At 74.5% G+C, this 23,697-nt stretch carries 9 protein-coding genes; all 9 read left to right on the forward strand.

The genetic code is table 11. The features are described from left to right. Window positions 1–143 precede the first annotated feature (143 nt). The 9 genes from OEIGOIKO_RS09970 to OEIGOIKO_RS10010 all read left to right on the forward strand — a co-directional run bounded on the left by OEIGOIKO_RS09970 (window position 144) and on the right by OEIGOIKO_RS10010 (window position 23,616). Window positions 144–4,631 carry a type I polyketide synthase gene (locus OEIGOIKO_RS09970; protein WP_125053741.1) on the forward strand — a complete coding sequence of 1,496 codons (4,488 nt, stop codon included), beginning with the start codon at window positions 144–146 and terminating at the stop codon, window positions 4,629–4,631. Then, complete coding sequence (locus OEIGOIKO_RS09975) at window positions 4,628–11,197, forward strand: non-ribosomal peptide synthetase (protein ID WP_125053742.1); 6,570 nt, start codon at window positions 4,628–4,630, stop codon at window positions 11,195–11,197. The genes OEIGOIKO_RS09970 and OEIGOIKO_RS09975 overlap by 4 nt, the downstream gene beginning before the upstream one ends. Then, a complete protein-coding gene (locus OEIGOIKO_RS09980; protein WP_170251679.1) occupies window positions 11,181–14,135 on the forward strand; it encodes a type I polyketide synthase in 2,955 nt (984 codons plus the stop codon). Before OEIGOIKO_RS09975 ends, OEIGOIKO_RS09980 begins: the two co-directional genes overlap by 17 nt. Next, the gene (locus OEIGOIKO_RS09985) at window positions 14,132–18,532 is read left to right on the forward strand and encodes a non-ribosomal peptide synthetase (protein ID WP_125053744.1); all 4,401 of its coding nucleotides are present in this window, start codon (window positions 14,132–14,134) and stop codon (window positions 18,530–18,532) included. Before OEIGOIKO_RS09980 ends, OEIGOIKO_RS09985 begins: the two co-directional genes overlap by 4 nt. Then, window positions 18,529–19,371, forward strand: coding sequence for a methyltransferase domain-containing protein (locus tag OEIGOIKO_RS09990; RefSeq protein WP_125053745.1), 843 nt, complete (start codon window positions 18,529–18,531; stop codon window positions 19,369–19,371). The genes OEIGOIKO_RS09985 and OEIGOIKO_RS09990 overlap by 4 nt, the downstream gene beginning before the upstream one ends. Then, a complete protein-coding gene (locus OEIGOIKO_RS09995; protein WP_031004704.1) occupies window positions 19,368–19,577 on the forward strand; it encodes an MbtH family protein in 210 nt (69 codons plus the stop codon). Before OEIGOIKO_RS09990 ends, OEIGOIKO_RS09995 begins: the two co-directional genes overlap by 4 nt. Next, the gene (locus OEIGOIKO_RS10000) at window positions 19,574–21,370 is read left to right on the forward strand and encodes a fatty acyl-AMP ligase (protein ID WP_125053746.1); all 1,797 of its coding nucleotides are present in this window, start codon (window positions 19,574–19,576) and stop codon (window positions 21,368–21,370) included. The genes OEIGOIKO_RS09995 and OEIGOIKO_RS10000 overlap by 4 nt, the downstream gene beginning before the upstream one ends. Beyond that, the gene (locus tag OEIGOIKO_RS10005) at window positions 21,360–22,694 is read left to right on the forward strand and encodes an aspartate aminotransferase family protein (protein ID WP_125053747.1); all 1,335 of its coding nucleotides are present in this window, start codon (window positions 21,360–21,362) and stop codon (window positions 22,692–22,694) included. Before OEIGOIKO_RS10000 ends, OEIGOIKO_RS10005 begins: the two co-directional genes overlap by 11 nt. A 112-nt stretch (window positions 22,695–22,806) precedes the next feature. Then, the gene (locus OEIGOIKO_RS10010; RefSeq protein WP_125053748.1) at window positions 22,807–23,616 is read left to right on the forward strand and encodes a thioesterase II family protein; all 810 of its coding nucleotides are present in this window, start codon (window positions 22,807–22,809) and stop codon (window positions 23,614–23,616) included. Window positions 23,617–23,697: the final 81 nt, after the last annotated feature.

The following is a 23,697-nucleotide window of genomic DNA, read 5'->3' on the forward strand; positions in this document are numbered from 1 at the left end:
ACGCCCGGAACCCGGCCGGGGCGGGCGGCGGCACCAGGCCGTACCGCCGGCAGTGCGCGCGGCCGCCCGGCCGGAGCCACGGACGTGGCTCCGGGCCCCCCTTCGTGACCCAACCAGACCGGACCCTGTCCGACGGAGCATCCATGTATGCCAGACCTACGGACCGCCATGCCCTCGTGCCCTCCGGGCCGCTCTCCGCGAGCGACCTGACCGGCCGTCTCCTGCGGCAGGTGGGCGAACTGCTGGACGTCCCGGCCGCGTCGGTCGGCCCCGACGCGCCCCTCTCCTCCTTGGGGCTCACCTCGTTGCACGCGGTCACACTGAGCGAGGCGCTCACGGAGTGGTCCGGCCACCCCGTGCCGACCAGCGTGTTCTGGGAGACGCCCACCCTGGCGGGGGTCGTGGACCGGATCCTCGGCCACGGCCTGAGCGGCGAGCGGCAGGAGCCGTCGGGGAACACCCCGCCGGCGGACCGGGAGCCGGTGGCCATCATCGGTATCGGCTGCCGCCTCCCCGGCGCCTCGACGCCCGGGCAGCTGTGGCGGCTGCTGCTGGACGGCCGGACGACCGCCGACGGGCTGGAGCTGCACACCTCCGAAGGGACGCGGGCCCGGCTCGAAGGCTCCTTCCTCGACGACGTGGACTCCTTCGACGCGGCCTTCTTCGAGATCTCCCCGCGTGAGGCCGCCACCATGGACCCGCAGCAGCGACTGCTGCTCGAAACGGCCTGGGAAGCGCTTGAGGACGCGGGCCAGGTCCCCGCGGCGCTCGCCGGCAGTGCCACCGGTGTCTTCGTCGGGATCTCCGGCTACGACCACGGGCGGCTGCACTTCGGCACACCGGGCGCCGATCTGCACATCGGCACCGGCAGCGCGCTGAGCATCGCCGCCAACCGGCTCTCGTACGCCTTCCACTTCACCGGCCCGAGCCTGGCGGTGGACACCGCCTGTTCGTCGTCGCTGGTGGCCGTCCACCTCGCCTGCCGCAGCCTGTGGGAGGGCGAATCGGAACTGGCGCTGGCGGCGGGGGTGAACGTCATCCTCGACGGGGCGGTCAGCGACGCCTTCGCGCGCGCCGGGTTCCTCTCGCCCGACGGGCGGTGCAAGACCTTCGACGCCACCGCCGACGGGTACGGCCGGGGCGAAGGCTGCGCCGTGGTCGTCCTCAAGCCGCTGGCGCGCGCCCTCGCGGACGGCGATCCCGTCCACGCGGTCGTCAAGAGCACGGCGGTGAACCAGGACGGGCACAGCAACGGTCTGACCGCCCCCAGCGGCACGGCACAGGAGCGCCTGCTCACCGAGGCCTGCCGCCGGGCCGGTGTGGCGCCCGGCGCCGTCGGCTACATCGAGGCGCACGGTACCGGCACCCCGTTGGGCGACCCGGTCGAGGCGCGGGCGATCGGCCGGGCGCTGGGCGGCGTACGGGAGTCCGGGGAGCCGTTGTACGTGGGCTCGGTCAAGAGCAACCTCGGCCACCTGGAGGCGGCCGCGGGCATCACCGGGCTGGTGAAGGCGGCCCTGTGCGTCCGCCACCGCACGATCCCGCCGACCGCCGGCTACCGGACGCCCAACCCCGGGATCGGCTTCGCGGACCTCGGGCTGTGTGTGCCGGACAGGGTGCTGGCCTGGCCCGAGGGCCAGGCCGAGGCCGTCGCAGGAGTGAGTTCCTTCGGCTTCGGCGGTACCAACGCGCACATCGTGCTCGGTGAGCCGCCCGCCACCCCAGCCACGGTGTCCGCGGACACGGCCACGGCCACGGACACGGACACCGCGTACGACGAGGACGGGCCGGAGGAGCGCCGGGTGGGTGCCGGTGCCGTGCTGCTGCCCGTGTCGGGGACCGATCCGGGCGGGGCTGCTCACCAGGCCATCGCGTACCGGAACTTGCTGGAGACTGATCCGTCGCGCCTGAGCGCGCTGGCGTACACGGCCGGCACCCGGCGCACCCATCACCGCTTCCGCCGCGCCCTGGTGGCCGGCGACGCCCGGGAGACCGGGGACCTGCTGGCCGGTGTCGCGGCGGAGCCGCCGGACCGGCCGGTGCCCCCGGGCCGTCCCGGCCCGACCGCCTTCGTCTTCTCCGGGCAGGGCAACCAGTGGCCGGGCATGGGCCGCGAGCTGCTGCGCGACGAGCCGGTGGCGGCGGCGGTGCTCGGCGAGTGCGACGACATCCTGGAGAAGCTGACCGGATGGTCGCTGCTGGAGCGGCTCACCGCCGACGAGGAGGCGGCTGCCGGACACGAGGACCCGGCCGTGCTCCAGCCGGTCCTGGTCTCCGTCCAACTGGCGGTTGCCCGGCTCCTGGAGAGCTGGGACATCACTCCGGAGCACTACGTCGGCCACAGCCTCGGGGAGATCTCGGCGGCGGCCGCGGCCGGCGCGCTGAGCACCGAGGAGGCGCTGTTCCTCGCCGTGACCCGCGGCGAGGTGATGCGCGCGGCGACGGGCACCGGCAGAACGGCGCTGCTCGGGCTGCCCGCCGACGAGGTACGCGCCAGGATCGGGGCGGCAGGTGGCGCGGTCGACACGGCGGCGTGGAACGCCCCCCGTTCCACCCTGGTCGCGGGCGACGGCCCGGCGGTGGAGCGGCTGGTGCGGCAGGCGGCGGCCGACGGCGCCTTCGCCCGTGTCCTGCCGGGCACCACCGCGTTCCACAGCCGCTTCGTCGAGCCGCTGCACGAGCGGCTCGCCGCGGAGGTACAGGACCTGGCGCCGCAGGACGTCGCCGCCACCCTGGTCTCCACCGTGACCGGCGGCCCCGTCGACGGCAGTGCGCTGGGCGCCGCCTACTGGGCCCGGAACCTGCGGGAGCCCGTACGGTTCACGCAGGCCGTGCGCCATGTGACCGACGCGGGCTGCCGGACGTTCGTCGAGATCGGCGCGCATCCCACGCTCACCCCCGCCGTTCTGGAGACGGCCGCGGCAGCGGGTGCCGACGTCGTGGTGGCTCCCACGTTGCGACGCGGTGAGCCGGCCCGTACCGCTCTCCTGCACACCGCGGCCACGCTGTACGAGGCGGGCGCCCGGCTCGACTTCGCCGCCGTCAACCCCGGCTCGGCCGGTGTGCTCCGGCTCCCGGTGCGGCAGTGGAACAGGCAGCGGTTCGGGGACCGGGCGCGCCTCGCGGCGCGGGTGTCCCGGGCGGTCTCCTCCGCGCCCGCCGGTCTGCTGGGCCGCCGGTTCAGTGTGGCGGCGGGCGACGTGCACTACTGGGACGGTGCGCTGGCTCCCCACACCCCGCGCCTTCCCGCGTGCCAGGCGGGCCGTTACAGCCTGGCGGGGGTTCCGCTGCACCTGCCGGACAGCCTGGCGGCCGCGGCCCTCGACGCAGCCGAGACGGCCCTTCCTGGGCGGGCGTTCGCGGTCGACGTGCGGCCCGGCCCGACGGCCGTACGAGTGGCACAGGACGCCGTGACTCAGCTGGCGTTGAAGCCGGTCGGGGCCGGAGCGCGCCTCACTCTGCACACCCGCGGAGAAGGGCAAGGGGAGGGGGACGGCGAGTGGTTGGCGTACGCCGAGGCAGCCCTCGTCGAGGAGCACCCGGCCGTCGCGGCGCCGCAGGAGCCGGTGGACATCGCCGCGCTGCTCGGCCGTCTCCCGGAGCGGACGCAGGGCGAAGCGCTCCGTACGGGCCTCGTCGCGGCCGGCTGGAGCCTTCCCGAACCCGAGCGGGCCGAGGAGGTGCATCACGGGCCCGAGGGGGCGCTGGTACGGCTGGGAGCCGCCGCCGCTTGGAACCGGCACGCGCTGCTGGACTCCGCGATGCTGGCAGCGGTGGTGGCCGCGCACCTGGTGGACGGCGGAGCGGCCGCCCTGGTGCCCGCCGGGCTGGCGGGCGTCTCCGTCCCCGGTGGCGCGGGACCCCGTGCCACGGACCCCGGCCCCACGATTCCCGGCGCCCCGAACCCCCGCGGCACGGACTTCGACGACGCGGACCCCAGTACCACGCCCCCGAGTACCACGCCCCCCGCCGCCACAGACCGCGCAGTGCCCGCATGGGCCCGCGTCACCATCCTGGAAGGACGAGCCGACGACGCAGCCGAGGAGCTGGCCCTCCGCGTACAGCTTCTCGACGCCGAGGGGCAGGTACTGGGCGGGATCGGACGCATCACCCTGACCCCGCTCGGTGACGCCGAGTCGGCCGCGGCGGCCGCTCTGCTCCACCAGGACGAGGCCCTGCTGGCCGTCGCCGACGCCCCGATCCACGAGCTGCTGGCCGCGAGCCCCGCCGAGCGGCCCGGCCTGCTGACCGACTACCTGCGCAAGGAAACGGCCCGGGTGCTGCGCATGCCCGCCGCCTCGGTCGACCCCGCGGTGCCCATGAACGCCCTCGGGCTCGACTCGATCATGAGTCTGGAGCTGCACCGCAGGCTGGAGGCGGCGCTGGGCGTCGAGGTTCCCGTCGTGCGGTTCCTGCGCGGGGCCACCACGGCGGACATCGCCGCCGAACTGGCCGCGTCGCTCGCCGACGGCTCCGGGGGCCCGGCGGACGGCGCCGCCGCTCCCCGCAACGCGGAGCTGGAAGACCCCGCGGACATCGAACGGCTTCTGGCCGAACTGGACGACCTGCCCGAGGAGGAGGTGGATTCGCTGCTCCAGCGGCTCGCGCCGCAGGCAGCGGAACAGTCATGACGACTGAGCTCTCACAGGACCAGCGCCGCGAGGCCCTGCGCGCGCTGCTGCACGACCGGGCCCGCCGCTCAGCCGAGCCGCAGCCCGTGTCCCAGGGCCAGCGGGCTCTGTGGACCTTCGACCGGATCCGCCCGGGCAGCCCTGCCTACAACCTCAGCTTCGCCGCGCGGGTCGAGGGCCCGCTGGACACCGGCGCGCTGCGTACGGCCCTCCAGCAGATCATCGACCACCACGCGGGACTGCGGACCACGCTGGCGGAGTACGAGGGTGAGGTGCGGCAGCGGATCGCCCGCCACGGCACGCTGGAGTTCACCGAGGCGGACCTGACAGGCCGTACGGTCGAGGAGGTCGACGCCGCGGTCACGGAGTTCTGCACGCTGCCCTTCGACCTGTCCGAGGGCCCGCTCCTGCGCGTACGGACGATCCGCCACGCGGGCGGGGTGCTCCTGCTGCTGTCGGCCCATCACATCGCGATGGACCTGTGGTCCTTCGGGCTGTTCATGGACGACCTCCAGCGCTGCTACCCGGCCGCGGCGGAGGGCCGCGAGGACGAGCCCGTACACCCCGGCCAGGGTTATCTCGACTACGTGCGCTGGCAGTCCGGGATGCTCGAAGGGGAACAGGCCGCCGCCGACGCCGCGTACTGGGAGGAGCAGCTCGCCGGCGCCGTACCGGTGCTGGACCTGCCGACCGACCGTCCGCGCCCGGCCGTGCCCGGCCATCTGGGGTCCGTGCACACCTTCCGCCTGGGCTCCGCGGTGACCGAGCAGGTCACCGCGCTGGCGAAGGAGCACCGCACCACCCCGTACGTCGTGCTCCTGTCGGCCTTCAACGTGCTGATGCACCGCTGGACGGGGCAGGACGACATCTGTGTGGGGTCGGTGTCCTCGGGGCGCAGCCGTGCCGCGTTCCAGGAGGTGCTGGGGTACTTCTCCAACCTCACCGTGCTGCGGACACGCATCAGCCCGCGGCAGAGCTTCGGCGAGCTGGTCGACGCGGTGCGGGAGACCGCGCTCGGCGCGCTGGAGCACCAGGACCACCCCTTCCCGCTGCTGGCCGAGCGGCTGGCCGGCCTGCGCCGGTCCGGCGGCTCCCCGCTGTTCAACGTGGCTTTCTACTACGAGTCGGCGGCGTGGTCCGCGCAGAGCGGCCTTTCGCTCTTCGGCACCGGGTTCACCGACGCCTCCCTGCGGCTGGGTGATCTCACGCTGCGGCCCTACCCGCTCGCCGTTCAGGGCACGGAGCACGACCTGTCGCTGTTCGTCGAAGAGGTCGACGGTGATCTGTGCTGCTCGCTGCGGTACGCCACCGATCTCTTCGACCGCGGCACGGTACGGCGGCTGGCGGACTCCTTCGCCACCCTCACCGCCCGGTGCCTGGCCGCCCCGGACCGCGAGCACGCCCTGCTGAACGCCGTCCCGGAGGCCGATCAGACGCTGCTGCGGCAGTGGAACCGTCTGGAGGAGGGTGCCCGCAGTACCGGGCGCTGCGCTCACGACCTCGTACGGGAACAGGCCGCACGTACACCGGACGCCCTCGCCGTCGTGCACGGCGGCGCCAGTCTCACCTATCGCGAGCTGGTCGGGCGGGCGACGGACCTCGCGGCGGAGTTGCAGGGGCGGGGTGTCGGGCCGGACGTACGGGTCGGTCTCAGTGCCGAAGGGTCGCTGGAACTGGTCGTCGGCATGCTGGCGGTGCTGATGGCGGGCGGCGCGTACGTGCCGCTCGACCCGGCCTATCCGCACGACCGGCTCACGTACATGCTGGAGAACTGCCGGGCGGCCCTGCTGCTCATCCTGCGCCGCCACGCCGGGCAGCTGCCGCCCACCGGCATACCGGTGCTGTTCCTGGACGAGCTGCGCCCGGCGCCGGGCGGGCGGCTCACCGGCCCGGCCCCCGCGCCGGACGACCTCGCCTACGTGATCTACACCTCCGGCACCACCGGCCGCCCCAAGGGCGCCATGATCACCCATCAGGGCCTGGTCAACCTCGACCTCGTGCACCGCGAGGCGCTGCCGCCCCGGCCCGGCCGGCGGGTGCTCCAGTTCGCGTCGATCAGCTTCGACTACTTCACCTGGGAGTGGATGCTCGCCCTGACCACCGGCGGCTCCCTGCACGTGGCCTCGCGCGAGGAACTGCGCCCGGGGCCGCCGCTGACCGACCTGGTGGCCCGGGACGAGATCACCACGCTCAACCTGACCGCGGGTGTCCTGTCCACCCTCGACCCCGCCGAGCTGCCCTCCGTCACCGAGGTGACCTCGGCCAGTGAGCCCTGCTCGGCCGCGCTGGTGGAGCGCTGGGCCCGCGACGGCCGGCGCATGGTCAACGCGTACGGGCCCACCGAGATCTCGGTCTTCTGCACCACCATGGCGCCGCTGACCGCCGACGGCAGCACCCCGCCGATCGGCCGCACCGTGCCCGGCACCGAACTGCACGTCCTGGACGCGGCGATGCAGCCGGTGCCGGTCGGCGCGGTCGGCGAGCTCTACATCGGCGGCCTCGGCGTCGGCCGCGGCTACCAGAGCCGTCCCGACATCACCGCCGACCGCTTCGTCCCCGACCCGTTCGGCACGCAGCCGGGCGGCCGGCTCTACCGTTCCGGCGACCGCGTCCGCTGGGACGAACGCGGCATCCTGCACTACCTCGGCCGTACCGACCACCAGGTGAAGATCCGCGGTGTCCGCATCGAGCCGAGCGAGATCGAGACGGTCCTGGCCGCCCATCCGGCGGTGCGCCGCGCCGTGGTCCTGGCCCGCCCGTCCCGGGCCGGGGACCTCCACCTGGTCGGCTACGCGACCCTGCGCGAACCGACCGCCGGGCCGGTGGACGCCGCGGTGCTGCGCGCCCACCTCGCCGAGCGGCTGCCGGCCGCCCTGGTCCCCGCCTTCCTCGTGATCCTGGACCGCTTCCCCCTCAACCCGAACGGCAAGCTGGACCGGGCCGAGCTGCCCGAGCCGGACCTGGAGCGGGCCCGGGAGGACCTGGCCGGCGGGGAGCCCCGTACGCCGCTGGAGCTGAGCGTCGCCGCCGTCTGGCGCGAGGTGCTGGGCATCGAGCGGATCGGCGTCCGGGACAACTTCTTCGAGCTGGGCGGGCACTCGCTGCTCGCGACCCGGGTGGTGACCCGGCTGCGTGACACGCTGGGGGTCGGACTCCCGCTCCGCGACGTCTTCGACGCCCCCACCGTCGAGGCGCTGGCCGAGCGGGTGGAGCGGCACCGGGCGGCGCGGGACGGGACGTCGGCCGGGCCCGTCGAGCCGGTGGCGCGCGATCCGCGCGGGGCGGAACTCTCCTTCGCCCAGCGCCGGCTGTGGTTCCTCCAACAGTTGCAACCGGGCAACCCCGCCTACCACGTGGCGGGCGAACTCCACCTGGACGGCGAGCTGGACGTCCCGGCGCTGCGCGCCGCCCTCACCGAGGTGGTGCGCAGGCACGAGGCGCTGCGTACGGTGTACACCACCGTCGACGGGGAGCCGCGCCAGGTGGTGGCCCCGGTCCCGGCCGAGGTGCTGCCGACGGCCGCGCTCGACGACCCGGACCTGCTCGGCGACCGTGCCGCGGCCTTCGCCGCCCGGCCGTTCGACCTGGCCGCCGCTCCCATGCGTGCGGAACTGGTCCGGCTCGGTGCGCGCCGCCACGTCCTTCTGCTGGCGCTGCACCACATCGCGTCCGACGGCTGGTCGCTGCGCGTCATGCTGCGCGAACTCGGTGCTCTGTACACGGCGTTCCGGGAGGGCAGGCCGTCGCCACTGCCCGAGCCGGGCGTGCAGTACGCCGACTTCGCCGCCTGGCAGCGGGCCCGGCACCGTACGGCGGAAGGGGAACGGTCCCTCGCGCACTGGCAGGAACGGCTGGCCGGCAGTCCGCCCGCGCTGGAGCTGCCCACGGACTTCCCGCGCGGTGAACTGTCCGGCCGGACCGCCGGCCGGGCCGTGCGGCCCCTCGACGCCACGCTGACCGGGAAGATCCACGAACTGGCCGCGCGCAACGCCGCCAGCCCGTCGATGGTGCTGCTCGGCGCGTTCCAGCTGGTGCTCTCCCGCTGGTCGGGGCAGCAGGACGTGCTGGTGGGCATGCCGGTGGCCGGACGGGTCCGCCGGGAGGTCGAGGACACCGTCGGGCTCTTCGTCAACACCGTCGTCATCCGCGGCGACACCTCCGGCAGTCCCACCTTCACGGACCTGCTCGGCCGGGTACGGCGTACGGCACTGGACGCCGACGCCTACCAGGACGTGCCGTTCGAGGAACTGGTGGAACGGCTGGCCCCGCAGCGCGACATGTCGCGCACCCCGGTGTTCCAGGTCATGTTCAACATGCACAACCTGGACGCGTTCGAAATCGGTATGCCGGGTGTGTCCACCCGCCTCGTCGAGGCGCGGGACACCACGTCCAAGTTCGACCTGACCCTGTACGCCAAGCCCCGCGAGGGCCGTATCGACCTCGAACTGGTCTATTCCGCGGACCTCTTCGCGCCCGGGACCGCACAGGCGCTGCTCGACCAGCTCCACGGTCTGCTGGTGGCGGCCGGGGACGACCCGGACCGGCCGGTCGACACGCTCACGTACGGAAGCGCACCGGCCGACGACGTCCATGCTGCGTTGCCGTCACTGCCCTGGTCGGGCGGGGTGCACGAGAAGTTCATCGCTGCGGCACGCCGCCGTCCGGAAGCCGCCGCGCTGCTCCACCCCGCCGGCCGGCTCGACTACGCGGCCCTGGAGGACGCCTCGGCCACGGTCGCCGGCCTGCTGCGGGCTGCCGGTGTCGGGCCCGGCGACCGGGTGGCCGTGCACAGCGCGCGCTGCGCCGGGCTCGTGGTGGCGCTGCTGGGTGTGCTGCGGGCCGGGGCCGCCTTCGCGGTCCTCGACCGGGAACACCCCGTCGCCCGCCGCACGGCGAACGCCGAAGCGGTGGCGGCGCGCGCCTGGATCGAGGTCGACGGCGTCGCGGAGGGGCCTGCCACGCTGGGGGGTCGCACCGAGATCACGTTGCGGATCGGCGCGGACGGGACGGTAGCCGGACCGGCCGGGCCGGCACCCGGGCACACCGACGCTCCCGCCCGACCGGAGGACATCTGGCCGGAGGACACCCGGCCGGAGGACACCCGGCCGGAGGGCACCCGTCCGGAAGACACCGCCTACCTCGCCTTCACCTCGGGATCCACCGGCGTGCCCAAGACGGTCGTGGGCCCGCACGGGCCGCTGGCCCACTTCGTGGACTGGTACACCACCGCCTTCGGCATCGGGGCCAGGGACCGGTTCGCGCTCACCTCCGGCCTGAGCCACGACCCCCTGCTCCGCGACCTGTTCGTGCCGCTGGCCGTCGGGGCCCCGGTCCACGTGCCCGGTCCCGGGGACCTGGCCGCCCCGGAGGCACTCGCCGCCTGGCTGGCCGCCAACGAAGTGACCGTCCTGCACCTGACCCCGCCGACCGCCCGCTTCCTGTCGTCCCTGCCCAAGGGCTCGCTGCCGTCGCTGCGTTACGCCTTCTTCGGCGGCGACGTCCTGGGCGCCCACGAGGTCCAGGTGATCCGGCGGCTCGCCCCCGGCGTCACGGTCGTCAACTTCTACGGCGCCACCGAGACCCCGCAGGCCCACGCCTACCACGTCGTCGGCGACGACCCGGTGGGCAGCCAGCCGCTGGGCCGGGGCATCGACGGCAGCCGGCTGCTGGTGCTGCGCGGCGACGAGCCCGCCGCCGTCGGCGAGCTGGGCGAGATCGCCGTACGCAGCGCCCACCTCGCCGACGGCTACCTCAACGACCAGGAGGCCACCGCGCGCAGCTTCACCACCGGCCGGCACACCGGCCCCGGCGAACGCCTCTACCGCACCGGCGACCTCGGCCGGCTGCGGCCGGACGGCACGGTGGTCTTCGCGGGCCGCGCCGACCGGCAGGTCAAGGTGCGCGGCTACCGCGTGGACCCGGCCGAGACCGAGGCCGTGCTGCGCGCCCACCCGGCCGTCGCCGACGCGCGGGTCCTGGCGGACACCGATGCCGCAGGGGAAACCGTGCTGCGCGGCTACGTCACGGCCGACGGCGGCGACGAGAACCCGACGGCCCGCGCCCTGCGCGCCCACACCGCCGAACGGCTCCCGGCCCACCTCGTGCCCGCGACCCTCACCGTCGTCGCCGCCTTCCCGCTCACCCCGAACGGAAAGGTGGACGAGCGTGCCCTGCTCCTGCTGCCGGACGGACGGGACGCGGCGGGCAGCACGCCGGACGCCGCACCCGTCTCCGACCTGGAGAACCGGCTGACCGGACTGTGGCGCGACCTGCTGCGCACTCCCCACGTGGGCCGCGAGGACAACTTCTTCGACCTCGGGGGCCACTCCCTGCTCGTCGTCCGTCTGCAAGCACTCATCGAACGCGAACTGGGCCGCACGCTCAGCATCGTCGAACTCTTCCGCTACCCCACCGTCGCCGCCCTCGCCCGTGCCCTCGGCGACCCGGCGCCCCACGACGCGGCGGCGGCGCAGCGCGCGGCGGCCGACGCGGCACTCAGGAACGACCGGCGGGCGCAGCGCAGGCGCCGGCTCAGAGAGGAGCACACCGGTGGACACCACGCCTGACGACGGCCTCGACCGGATCGCGGTGGTCGGACTGGCCTGCCGGGTCCCCGGCGCCGACGACACCGAGCGGCTGTGGCAGAACCTGCTGGCGGGGCGAGAGTCGATCGTCCGGCTCCCGGTCACCGGCGACGAGCCCGAGGGGTACGTCCCCGCGGCGGCACCCCTGGACGGGCCCGGCGACTTCGACGCGGAGTTCTTCGGGATGACCCCGCGAGAGGCGGAGCTGACCGACCCGCAGCACCGGCTGTTCCTCGAACACTGCTGGACGGCGCTGGAACACGCGGGCTGCGACCCGGCCCGCTACGACGGCCGGGTGGGCGTGTGGGGCGGCTGCGGCGTCAACACCTACCTCGTCCTCAACGTACTGCCGCACTACCGGCGTGCGGATCTCCTGCGGGAGTACCCGGCCGCGCTGCTGCACGGCAACGACAAGGACTACCTGGCGACCCGTACGGCATACCGGCTCGGCCTGACCGGCCCGGCGCTGTCCGTGCAGACCGCCTGCTCCACCTCGCTGGTGGCGGTCGCCCAGGCGTGCCAGGCGCTGCTGGACTACCAGTGCGACATGGCGCTGGCCGGCGGGGCGGCCCTGAAGCTCCCGCAGGAGTGGGGCCACGTCTACGAGGAGGGCGGCATCCAGTCGCCCGACGGGCACTGCCGGCCGTTCGACGCGGACGCCGGCGGCACGGTGTTCGGCAGCGGTGTCGGTGTCGTGGCCCTCAAGCGGCTGGAGGACGCGCTCGCGGACGGGGACACGGTGCACGCCGTCATCCTCGGCGCCGCGGTCAACAACGACGGGGCGCGCCGGGTCGGCTACGCGGCACCGAGCGTCGACGGGCAGGCCGAGGTGATCGCCGAGGCGTACCGTGCCGCCGGGATCAGCGCGGCCACCGTCGGGTTCGTCGAGGCCCACGGCACCGGTACGGCGGTCGGCGACCCCATCGAACTGGCCGCGCTGGACGAGGTGTTCCGCGCCGCCGGAGCTGCCGGGGCGTCGGTGTACGTGGGGTCGGTGAAGTCCAACCTCGGGCACCTCAACGCGGCGTCCGGCGTGATCGGCCTGATCAAGGCGGTGCTCGCGGTCCGCACCGGCCAGGTGCCGCCCACCGTGCACTACCGGGCCCGCAACCCGAGGACCGCGGACGACAGCCCGTTCACCGTCAACAGCGCCCCGCGGCCCTGGCCGCGGCGGGACGCGCCGCGCCGGGCCGGCGTCAGTTCCTTCGGGGTGGGCGGCACCAACGTCCACGTCGTCCTGGAGGAGCCCCCGGCCCGTGCCGAGGACGGCGCCCGTACGGTGCGCGCGCACCAGATCGTCCCGCTGTCCGCCCGTACCCCCGAGGCGCTGGAGCAAGCCAGGGAGCGGCTGGTGGCGGTGCTGCGCGACGGAAAGCCGGGCGCGCTGCCCGACATCGCCCACACGCTCCAGCGGGGCCGCCGGGCTTTCGCGCACCGGACGGCCGTCGTGCACACGACCGGTCCCGGCGCGGCGGAAGCCCTGACCGACGCGTCCGGGCGGCAGGCCGCCGAGTCGGCGCGGGTCGCCTTCCTCTTCCCGGGGCAGGGCAGCCAGTACAGCGGCATGACCGCCGGCCTGCTGGCGACCGAGCCGGTCTTCGCCGCGGAGATCGAGCGGTGCGCCCGGCTGCTGCGCCCGGAGGTCGGGTGCGACCTGCGGGAGCTGCTGGCGCGGCCCGCTCCGGAGGACGGGCCCGACCCGCTGACCTCCACCGAGCTGGCTCAGCCGGTGCTGTTCGCGGTCGAGTACGCGCTGGCCCGTACGGTGCAGGCGCTCGGCGTGGAGCCGGCCGGGATGCTCGGGCACAGTCTCGGCGAGTGGGTGGCGGCGGCCCTGTCCGGTGTCTTCGCCCTTCCCGACGCCCTGCGGCTGGTGGCGGCGCGCGGCCGGCTGATGTCCCGGATGGCGCCGGGCGACATGCTGGCGGTGCAGCTGCCGGAGGACGAGGCCCGCGCGCTGGAGCGGCCCGGTCTGGTGCTGGCGGCGGTCAACGCCCCGGGCCAGTGCGTGCTGTCCGGCACGCCGGAGGCGGTGGCGGAGGCGGCCGGTGAACTGACCGGGCGCGGCGTGCTCACCCGGCTGCTGGAGACCTCGCACGCCTTCCACTCCCCCTCGCTCGACCCGATGCTCGACCCGTTCGCGGCGCTCGTCGCCGAGGTGCCGCGCAACGCTCCCCGGCTGCCCTTCGTGTCCGGGGTGACCGGCACCTGGATCACCGGGGCACAGGCGGCCGACCCCGCCTACTGGGCCGAGCAGGCGCGCCGCCCGGTGCGCTGCGCCGACGGGCTGCGGACGCTCGCCGACGGCGGGCGGCCGGTGCTGCTGGAGCTCGGTCCCGGCCGGGCGATGGGCCGGTTCGCGGCCCAGGTGAACGGGTCCGGCACGGCGGCGGTCGCCACCGTGCGCGGGCGGCGGCAGGCCGGGCCGGACGAGCGCACGCTGCTGAACGCCGTGGCCCGGCTGTGGGAACACGGTGTGGAGGTGGACTGGGCGGCGTTCTCCGCGCCCGAGGAGCGGCACACCGTCCCGCTGCCCACCTACCCGTTCCAGCGCCGTACGCACTGGGTCGGCGCTCCTGAGGACGACCACCCGGGGCAGGACACCGCGCAGGCCCCCGAGCCCGCCTCGGTCCGGGGCACCGACGCCCCGCAGGAGGACCCCGTCCTCGCCCGGACCCGGCAGCTGTGGAGCGAACTGCTCGGCGTGGAGGACATCGCGCCCGGGGACGACTTCTTCGTCCTCGGCGGCGACTCCCTCCTCGCCACCCGCCTCGCCTCGCGCATCCACGGCGCCCTCGGCGTCCGGCTGCCCCTGGACGAGCTGTTCGACGAGCCGTCCCTGGAGCGGATGGCCAAGCTCGTCGCGGCCCACGGCGGCGCCATCGACCACGCCTCGACGGACCACACGGAGAAGCGATGACCCCGTCCCCCACCGGCCCCCTCTCCTTCTCCCAGGAGCGGGCCTGGTTCCTCGAACAGCTCACCCCCGGCACCGCGTTGCAGAACATCCCGCTGGCCGTACGGCTGACCGGGCGGCTGGACACGGCCGCGCTGACCGGGGCGCTGCGCGGACTCGTGCGGCGGCACGGCGTGCTGCGCTCGTCGGTCACCGTCGTGGACGGCGTCCCGGTCCAGCGCGTCGAGGACCCCGGGCCGCTGCCCGTCCCGGTCACCGACCTGCGCGCCGGTGACACCGCCGGCACCGAGGCGGCGGCCCGCGACTGGTTGCGCGGACAGGCACGCGCGCCCATCCCGTTGGACCGGGCTCCGCTGATACGGGCCGCGCTGGCGCGGGTGGGCGAGGACGAGCACCTGCTCGCGGTCACGGTGCACCACATCGCCTTCGACGGCTGGTCGGTCGGTGTCCTGATGCGGGAGCTGGGCGCCCGCTACACCGCCCACCTCGCCGGGCAGGAGCCCGAGCTGCCCGAACTCCCCCTGACTTACGCGGAATTCGCCGCCCGCCAGCGTGCGGCCTTCGCATCCGGCGAGATGGCCGACGACCTGGCCCACTGGCGGGACGAGCTGTCCGGCCCACTGCCCGTACTGGAGCTGCCCACCGACCGCACCCGCCCGGAGACACCTGCCTATCAGGGCGCGACCGTCAGCCGGGTCCTGTCCCGCGAGGACGCGGAGGCGCTCGCGGAGCTGGCCCGCGCCCAGGGTGTGACGCCGTACATGGTGCTGCTGGGCGGATACGCCGCGCTGCTCAGCCGCTGGAGCGGCCAGTCCTCCGTCGTCGTCGGCAGCCCCGTCGCGGGGCGCACCAGCGAGGATCTGGACGACCTGGTCGGCTACTTCGTCAACACCATGGCGGTGCGCGTCGACCTGTCCGGTGATCCGGCCTTCGACGTACTGCTGCGCCGGGTGCGCAAGAAGGCGCTGGGTGCCTACGCGCACCAGAGCGTGCCCTTCGAGAAGATCGTCGAGGAGCTGGCCCCCGGCCGGAACGGCAACCGGGCCCCCGTCTTCCAGACCCTGTTCGTCCTCCAGAACGCCCCGCTGGAAGGGCTCCGCCTGCCGGGACTGACGGTCGAGCCGCTCCAGGTGCACAACGGCACCGCCGCGTTCGACCTGCTGCTGTCGGTCAGCCGGCTGCCGCAGGGCCTGACCGTGACCCTGGAGTACGACACCTCGCTCTTCGACGAGGCCACGGCCGTCCGGCTGCTGGAGCAGTACGAGACGCTGCTGCGGGGCGCGGTGGCCGACCCCGGCACACCGATCTCGCGGCTGCCGCTCCTCGAAACCGGGGAGGCGGAGCGGCTGCTGGCGCTGGGCCGGGGCGGCGACAGCTTCCCGGTCGGCGGCAGCCTGCACCAGGGCTTCGCGGAGCAGGCCCGCCGCCGCCCCGACGCCGTCGCGGTGACCTGCGGAGACCGTCGCCTCAGCTACGCGGAACTCGACGCCGCCGCTGACGAACTGGCCGCCAGGCTGCGCGGGTTGGGCATCGGCGACGAAAGCCTGGTCGGCCTCTACCTGGACCGCGGCTTCGACACCGTCATCAGCATCCTCGCCGTGCTCAAGACGGGAGCCGCGTACGTCCCCATGGACCCGGCCTACCCCGCTCCCCGGGTGGCCCGCATCCTCGGCGACGCCCGGCCGCCCGTCCTCGTCGTCCACGAACGGCTGCGCGGACGGCTGCCGGAGTACGACGGGTACCTGCTGGTGCTCGACGGCACCGACCGGCCCGCCGCCCGCACCGTGCCCGCACCCGAGCCCGCGCCGGTCTCCACCGGCCCGGACAACGCCGCGTACGTGATCTACACCTCCGGTTCGACCGGCACCCCCAAGGGCGTCCAGATCACCCACGCCAACGTGCTGCGGCTCTTCGCGGCGACCCGCTCCCGCTACCGCTTCGACCACCACGACGTGTGGCCGCTGTTCCACTCCTACGCGTTCGACGTGTCGGTGTGGGAGCTGTGGGGAGCCCTGCTGCACGGCGGCCGACTGGTCGTCGTACCGGACGCCGTCGCCCGCGACGCCGAGGCGTACCGGGAACTGGTACGGGCCGAGGGCGTCACCGTCCTCAACCAGACGCCGTCGGCCTTTGTGCACTTCTCGGCCGCCGACGCGCCGCACGACCCGGCCGAACTGGCCCTGCGGCTGGTCATCTTCGCCGGGGAGGCGCTGGAACCGGGCACCCTGAAGGGCTGGTTCGACCGGCACGGCGACCGCGCCCCGCGCCTGGTCAACATGTACGGGATCACCGAGACCACCGTGCACGTCACCCTCCGGGAGATGACAGCGGCCGACGTCACCACGGCGCGGCGCAGCCCGATCGGGCGGCCCATGCCCGACCTCGACCTCTACGTCCTGGACGGGCGGTGCCAGCCGGTGCCCACCGGCACCACGGGCGAGCTGTACGTGGGCGGCCCCGGCCTGGCCAGGTGCTACTTCGGCGCGCCCGCGCTGACCGCCGACCGGTTCGTGCCGGACCCGTTCGGCCGTGCCCCCGGGGCACGGCTGTACCGCAGCGGCGACCTGGCGCGGATCACCGCCGACGGCGAGATCGAGTACCTGGGCCGCTCCGACCATCAGATCAAGGTACGCGGCTACCGCGTGGAAGCGGGCGAGATCGAGGCGCAGTTGCTCGACCACCCCGCCGTCGGCTCCGCGGTCGTGGTGCCCCGGCCCGACCCGGGCGGCGACGTGCGGCTGACCGCGTACGTCACCTGCGGCCCCGGCCCGGTGTCCGAGGACGAGCTGCGGGCCCTGCTGGCGGAGCGGCTGCCCGGTTACATGGTGCCGTGGCGGGTGCTGGTGCTGGACGCCCTGCCGCTGACCGTCAACGGCAAGGTGGACCGGGCCGCGCTGCCCGCCGCCGACAGCGTCCGCCCGGCGGTGGCCACCACGTACGAGGAGCCGCGTGACGCGGTGGAGCGGACCGTGGCGGCCGCCTGCGCCGCGGTGCTCGGCCTGGACCGGGTGGGCCGGTCGGACAACTTCTTCGAACTGGGCGGGCACTCCCTGCTGGCCACCCGGCTGGTCTTCCGGCTCCGGGACGAACTGGGCACCGAACTGCCGCTGCGCGCCCTGTTCGAGGTGCCCACGGCCGCGGGCATCGCCGCTGCCGTCCGAGCCGCGCAGGAGCGGCGGGGCGGCGCGTCCGCGGCGCGGGACCTGGCCGCGGACGCCGTACTCCCGGCCGGCCTGACCGGCTTCGCCGCCCCGGCGCCGCACCTGCTCGCCAAGCCCACCCACGTACTGCTCACCGGCGCCACCGGATTCCTCGGCGCGTTCCTCCTGCGCGAACTGCTGCGCACCACGGACGCCGCCGTCCACTGCCTGGTACGCGCCGACGACGACGTCCGGGCCCGGCAGCGGCTGGCGGAGGCGGCCCTGCGGTACGGCCTCGACGACCCGGGACAGGACAGCCGGGTCGTACCGCTCGCCGGCGACCTCGCCGCTCCCGGCCTGGGCCTGACCGCACAGCAGCTCGACCGCCTCGCGGACACCGTGGACGCGATCTACCACTGCGGCGCCGGCGTCAACCTCGTCTACCCCTACGAGCAGCTCAAGGCCGCCAACGTGGACGGCACCGCGGAACTGGTGCGGCTGGCCGGCCGCACCCGGCGCGCCCCGCTGCACCACGTCTCGACCGTCGGTGTCTTCGGCGCTCCGCCCGCGCACGGCGGGCCGGTCCGGGAGACCGACCTGCCCGGCCCCGCCGGTGAACTGCGCCAGGGCTACACGCAGAGCAAGTGGGTCGCCGAGCGGATCGTGTGGCAGGCCGCGGCGGCCGGGCTGCCGGTGACCGTGCACCGGCCGAGCCGTATCGCCGGTGACAGCCGCAGCGGCGCCTGCCAGACCGACGACTACCTGTGGCGGGTGATCAAGGGCTGTGTGCAGGCGGGCGTCCACCCCCGCGACGTGCGGGTGCTCACCGACCTGGTGCCGGTCGACCACGTCAGCGCCGCCATCGTCGCGCTGTCCCGCACACCGGAAGCCCTGGGCCGGGCCCACCACTTGGTCAATCCCCGGCCGGTGCCGCTGAGCGACGTCCTCGGCCACGTCCGCACCTTCGGCTACGCCCTGACCGGCCTGCCCTTCACCGACTGGGCGGCCGCCATCGCGGCGGACCCGGACAACGCGGCCTACCCCCTGCTGGGCGTCCTGGAGTCGAGCGCCGAGGCCGTCGGCGAACTGCGCTTCGCGCAGGACGGCACGGCCGCGCTGCTCGAACCCGCCGCCCTCCGGTGCCCCGCCACCGACGCGGAACTCCTGCACCGCTACCTGACCCACTTCGTCAGCACCGGGTTCCTGCCGGCCCCGGTCCGCACCCACCTCTCCGACGACACCACGAGGAACCACTCATGACCACAGCGACCCGGTCCTCCTACTACAGCTCCGGCGAACACCCCCACCCCGAGTACGAACTGGAGCGGCTGCGCGCCCAGGCCCTGGTCTTCTGGCCCAAGGAACTGCGCCACCTCCAGCAGCTGGGCCTGCGTCCCGACATGGACGTGCTCGACGCCGGATGCGGCCCCGGCTTCATCACCGAGGCACTGCTGGAGAGCCTGCCGCAGGGCACCGTCACCGGACTCGAACTCGACGCGGGCCTGCTCGCGGAGGCACGCGGCCGGCTGGCACCCGAGGAGGGCGGGCGGCTGAAGCTGCTCCAGGGTTCCATCACCGAAGCCCCGCTGCCGGACGCCGGGTTCGACCTGGCACTGGCCCGGCTCGTGCTCCAGCACATCGCCGAACCCGCCCAGGCCCTGACCGAGCTGGGCCGCCTGCTGCGCCCCGGCGGCCGCCTCGTGGTCGCCGACGCCGACGACGCGCTGTGGGGCAGCATCCACCCCGGCATTCCCGGCCTGGCCGACGTGATGGAGCTGCGGCGCCGGCATCAGTCGCAGCGCGGCGGCAACCGTCACGTCGGGCGCGCCGTGCCCGCCATGATGCGGGCCGCCGGGTTCACCGGCATCACCGTCGAGGCCGTGGCCGTCACCAGCGACGAGCTGGGCATGGACGCCCTCGCGGGCCAGCTGGACGTGCGGGCGCGCACCGCCCTGATGGTCAAGGAGGGCGTGATCTCCGAGGAGCAGGTGGAGCGCACCCAGGAGGAGGTCGAGCAGTTCCTGGCCGACCCGGCCTCCTCCTTCATGCTGCTGATGTTCCTCTACAGCGGCGTCAAGCAGGGCGGTGAGCGCCGGTGAGCGGCGACGCGCCCGCGACGGCCTGGGCGGTCGTCGTCAACCACGAGGAGCAGTACTCGGTGTGGCCCGGCGACCGCCCGGCCCCGCCGGGCTGGCGGGAGGAGAGCCGCCACGCCACCCGCGAACAGTGCCTGGAGCACATCGCCCAGGTGTGGACCGACATGCGGCCGCTGAGCCTGCGGAACCGGATGGAGAGGCCGGCATGACGTACGGAAGCGATGCCCCGCCCGTCGGGGAAGACACCGACGAGCTGCGTGACTTCGCCCCCGACACGCTGGTGGAGGCGCTGCGCACGCGCAGCGGCAAGCAGCCGGACCGGGTGGCGTACACCTTCCTGCACAACGGCGAGACGATCGGTGAGGAGCTGACCTACCAGCAGCTGGACGCGGCCGCCCGGGCCCGCGCGGTGGCGCTGGAGGACGCCGGTCTCGGCGGCCGCAACGCCGTGCTCCTGCACGCGCCGGGGCTGGAGTTCGTCAAGGCGTTCGCCGGGTGCCTCTACGCCGGGACGGCCGGTGCGCCGCTCCAGGTGCCGCACAACGCCGCGGGCGTGGAACGGCTGCTGCGGGTCGTCGAGGACACCGGCTCCCCGGTCGTCCTCACCGACACCGGGACGCGCGACGACATCCTCGCCCAGTTCGGCGGCACCCCGGGGGTGGCGGAGCTGACCTGGTTCACCACGGACACCGTCGACCCGGCCGCGGCCGAGCGGTGGACCGAGACGGAACCGGACCCCGAGCACACCGCCCTGCTCCAGTACACCTCCGGCTCCACCGGCCGCCCCAAGGGCGTGATGGTCTCGCACCGCAACTTCTGCGTGCAGGCCGCCGAGAACCAGGAGGTGTGGCACGTCAGCGACGACGACATCGGCGTCTCGTGGCTGCCCACGTTCCACGACATGGGCCTGATGTACGGCGTGGTCATGCCGCTGTGGCGCGGCATGCGGGTCTACCTGATGGCGCCGCAGGCGTTCGTCCGGCGGCCCCGCCGCTGGCTGGAGGCGATCAGCCGCCACCGCGGCACCCTGTCGGCGGGCCCCAACTTCGCCTACGACATGTGCAGCCGGGTGGCCGAGGCGGAGGGCACCGAAGGGCTGGACCTGTCGTCCTGGCGGATGGCGGTCTGCGGCGCCGAGCCGGTGCGCATGCCGAGCATGGAACGTTTCGCCGCGGCCTACGCGGCGGCCGGGTTCGCGCACCGCGCGCTGGCCCCCGGCTACGGGCTGGCCGAGAACACCCTGAAGGTGTCCGCGACCCCGGCCGACCAGGACTACCGCACCCTGTGGGTCTCCGGCACCGCCCTCGCCGCGGGCCGCGCCGAGCCGGTCACCGCGGACACCGACGGAGCCGTACCGGTCGTCTGCAACGGCCCCCACCAGACCGGCACGACCGTACGCGTCGTGGACCCGGTGACCCGCCGGGCCCGCCCGGACGGTGAGGTCGGCGAGATCTGGGTGCAGGGCGGCAGCGTCGCCAAGGGCTACTGGCGGCGGCCCGCGGAGACCCGGGAGACCTTCCGGGCCCGCATCGCGGACGAGGAGTCCGGCCCGTTCCTGCGCACCGGCGACCTCGGGTTCCTCCACGAGGGCGAGCTGTACCCGACCGGCCGGTGGAAGGACCTCATCATCGTCGACGGCCGCAACCTGTACCCGCAGGACATCGAACTGACCGTGGAGAAGTGCCACCCGGCGCTGCACCCCGCCTGCGCCGCCGCCTTCCCGGTCGAGCGCGACGGACGCGAACAGCTCGTGGTGCTGGTCGAGACCGGCCCCGGTGTGACCGCCTCCGGCGACGACCTCGCCGCCCGGGTCGCCACCGCCGTGGGGCAGCACCACGAGGTGCTGCCGGCCGAGGTGGTCCTCGTCCGGCGCCGCAGCCTGCTCAAGACCACCAGCGGGAAGATCCAGCGCCGTGCCTGCAAGCAGAGCTATCTGGACGGCACGCTCCAGTACGCCGCGCAGCACGGACCGGACGGAAAGGACGGGGCCCGTGGAGCCTGACACCTCCTCCGACGCCCGCGGACAGGTGTTCCGCTGCTGGTCCGCACAGGGCGGCAGCCGGCCGCTGACCGTGGCCGGTGCCCAGGGCAGCTGGTTCTGGGACCACGACGGCAACCGCTACCTCGACCTGGCGTCCCAGCTGGTCAACGTCAACCTCGGGCACCGGCACCCGCGGCTGCTGGCGGCCGTCACCGAGCAGGCCGCCAGTCTGTGCACCGTCGGGCCGCACTTCTCCAACGACACCCGCGACCGGCTGGCCCGGCTGATCGCCGAACGCGCCCCCGGCGACCTGGACCGGGTCTTCTTCACCAACGGCGGCACCGAGGCCAACGAACACGCCGTCCGCATGGCCAAGCTGTCCACCGGCCGGTCCAAGGTGCTCACCGCCTACCGCTCCTACCACGGGGCCACCAGCGGCTCGATCACCCTCACCGGGGACCCCCGCCGCTGGCCCAACGAGCCGGGCCTGCCCGGCGTCGTGCACTTCTTCGGGCCGTACGCGTACCGCACGGCCTTCCACGCGCGGGACGAACAGCAGGAGTGCGAGCGGGCGCTGGGCCACCTCGAAGAGGTCTTCCGCATGGAAGGCCCGCACACCGTCGCCGCCGTCCTCCTGGAGACGGTGGTCGGCACGAACGGCGTGCTCGTCCCGCCGGACGGCTACCTCCAGGGCGTACGCGACCTGTGCGACCGCTACGGGGCGCTGCTCATCTGCGACGAGGTCATGGTCGGCTTCGGGCGTATCGGCGAGTGGTTCGCCGTCGACGCCTGGCACGTCACCCCCGACCTGATCACCTTCGCCAAGGGCGTCAACTCCGGTTACGTACCGCTGGGCGGGGTCATCGTCTCCGAGCGGGTGGCGGCCGCGTTCGAGGACCGAGTCTACCCCGGGGGTCTGACCTACTCCGGGCACCCGCTGGCCTGCGCGCCGGGCATCGCCACCATCGAGGTCTTCGAGGAGACCGGTCTGCTGGCGCACGTACGGCGCCTGGGCCGGGAGGTGATGGCGCCCGCGCTGGAGAAGATGGCCGCCCGGCACCCGAGCGTCGGCGAGGTGCGCGGCCGCGGCCTGTTCTGGGCGATCGAGCTGGTCCGCGACCGGGAGACCCGGGAGCCGCTGGTGCCGTTCAACGCCGCCGGCGCCGAGGCCCGGCCGATGGCCGAGGTGATGGACGCCTGTGTCGCCGGAGGCGTCTGGCCGATGTGCCAGATGAACCGCGTGCACCTGGCACCGCCCCTGGTGATCACCGAGGAGGAGCTGCGCCGGGGTCTGGAGGCCGTCGACGCCGCCCTGGACACCGCCGACGCGTACGCCACCCGATGACCGCCGGTCCGGCCGTTCCCCCGGCGGCCGGACCGGCCCCGCCCGGCACCGCTTCCCCCGTCTCCCCCACCCCGACCCCATCCGACTCGCCGCAGGAGGGCGAATTCGTTCCATGAGTACTTCACTTTCCGCCGCGTCCACCCACGCGCCGCCCGCCGCCCGGGACTGGCTGCGGCGCTACGGACCGGAGCGCCCGCACGCCGCGGCGCGCCTGGTCTGCTTCCCGCACGCGGGCGGCGGCGCGAGCTTCTACCGTCGCTGGGCGGCCCTCCTGCCCGACACCTACGACCACCTCGCGGTGCAGTACCCGGGCCGCGAGGACCGCATCGGCGAGGAGTGCGTGGGCGAGATGCCTCCGCTCGCCGACCGGATCGCCGAGGTGCTGATGCCCCTGGCGGACCGGCCGCTGATCCTGTTCGGCCACAGCATGGGCGCCTCGATCGCCTACGAGGTCGCCCGCCGTCTCCAGGAACACGGCCGTACCCCCCACCACCTGGTGGCCTCCAGCCGGCTGTCCCCCAGCCGCGAACGCCCCGGCACCGTCCACCTGTTGGACGACGAGGCGTTCCTGCGGGAACTCGCGGCGTTCGGCGGCATCAGCCAGGAGGTGCTCCGACACCGTGAGCTGCGCGACCTCGTCCTGCGGCCGATGCGCAGCGACTACCGGCTCGTCGAGACGTACCAGCCGACGGCCACCCCGGCTCTGGAGTGTCCCGTCACGGCGGTGCGCGGCGACCAGGACCACTCCCACCCGGCCGGCGATCTGCGCGCCTGGGCCGAGGTGGCGGGAGGCGGCTTCCGGCTCGTCACGCTGCCAGGCGACCACTTCTACCTCGCCTCCCGGGCCCGGGAGCTGATCGAGCTGCTGCTGCCCCGGTTCGCCCCGCGGCCCGTGCCGGGCGGCGCGCTCCCCGTCCCCTGAGCCTGGCCTCCGAGCCCCGCACGCCGGCGGCCCCGGCTCCCCGGCGCCCTGTTCGACCACGCCACCGCACGACGGAGGATC

Origin of the sequence: Streptomyces paromomycinus (genome assembly GCF_003865155.1) — a bacterium.
In the GTDB taxonomy this organism is placed as follows: Bacteria; Actinomycetota; Actinomycetes; order Streptomycetales; family Streptomycetaceae; genus Streptomyces; species Streptomyces chrestomyceticus.

Coding starts and splice junctions, on each gene's coding strand:
- OEIGOIKO_RS10010 (WP_125053748.1), top strand. CDS start 22,807: ATGAGTACTTCACTTTCCGCCGCGTCCACCCACGCGCCGCCCGCCGCC.
- OEIGOIKO_RS10000 (WP_125053746.1), top strand. CDS start 19,574: ATGACGTACGGAAGCGATGCCCCGCCCGTCGGGGAAGACACCGACGAG.
- OEIGOIKO_RS09985 (WP_125053744.1), top strand. CDS start 14,132: ATGACCCCGTCCCCCACCGGCCCCCTCTCCTTCTCCCAGGAGCGGGCC.
- OEIGOIKO_RS09975 (WP_125053742.1), top strand. CDS start 4,628: ATGACGACTGAGCTCTCACAGGACCAGCGCCGCGAGGCCCTGCGCGCG.
- OEIGOIKO_RS09970 (WP_125053741.1), top strand. CDS start 144: ATGTATGCCAGACCTACGGACCGCCATGCCCTCGTGCCCTCCGGGCCG.
- OEIGOIKO_RS09990 (WP_125053745.1), top strand. CDS start 18,529: ATGACCACAGCGACCCGGTCCTCCTACTACAGCTCCGGCGAACACCCC.